Annotated in this window: 1 pseudogene; it reads left to right on the top strand. The window is 75.7% G+C overall.

The window, feature by feature from the left end:
• A pseudogene (locus tag C6N31_RS43515) lies at nucleotides 1-206 on the top strand (MFS transporter); the annotation flags it as partial.

The following is a 206-nucleotide window of genomic DNA, read 5'->3' on the forward strand; positions in this document are numbered from 1 at the left end:
GCGGTCTCCGTGCTGGCCTTGACCGCAGCCCTCGTCCAGCCCCGGGCCGGCCGCGCCCTGGACAGCGGAACCATCACCACCGCCTCCGGCCTGCGCTCCGGCCTGCTCCTGACCGGTGCGGGCCTGGGCTTCGCCATGCTCCCGGGACTTTTCGGCCTGCTGCCGGCCGCGGTGCTGATCGGCGCGGGCACCGGGCTCATCACCCC

The organism is Streptomyces fildesensis (genome assembly GCF_016107395.1).
GTDB lineage: Bacteria > Actinomycetota > Actinomycetes > Streptomycetales > Streptomycetaceae > Actinacidiphila > Actinacidiphila fildesensis.